The sequence below is a fragment of the Bradyrhizobium sp. MI1.10 genome (genome assembly GCF_055811035.1).
Genome location: NZ_JBVVPN010000177.1, coordinates 1 through 317 on the forward strand (window position 1 = coordinate 1; position 317 = coordinate 317).

The following is a 317-nucleotide window of genomic DNA, read 5'->3' on the forward strand; positions in this document are numbered from 1 at the left end:
TCGAAGGGACAGAAGAATGACTTCCGAGATGCGGAAGCCATCGCCGAGGCGGTCCAACGCCCGACCATGAAGTTCGTCGCAACCAAGACCGCCGACCAGCTCGACCTGCAGGCGCTGCACCGCGTGCGCGAGCGATTAGTCGGTCAGCGCACCGGCGTCATCAATCAGATCCGTGCGTTCCTGCTGGAGCGGGGCATCGCCGTGCGGCAAGGCCTGCGCTCCCTGCGGTCCGAGTTGCCGGGTATCCTCGCGACGCGCACCGATGTGCTCTCGCCTCGCATGTTGCGCATCATCGAGGATCTGGCGGGTGACTGGCG

At 65.6% G+C, this 317-nt stretch carries 1 protein-coding gene; it reads left to right on the forward strand.

Annotation, left to right across the window (positions count from 1 at the left end):
- Positions 1-317: IS110 family transposase (locus tag AC0L3K_RS40805; protein WP_473368233.1), on the forward strand; the 317-nt coding region annotated here is incomplete at both ends.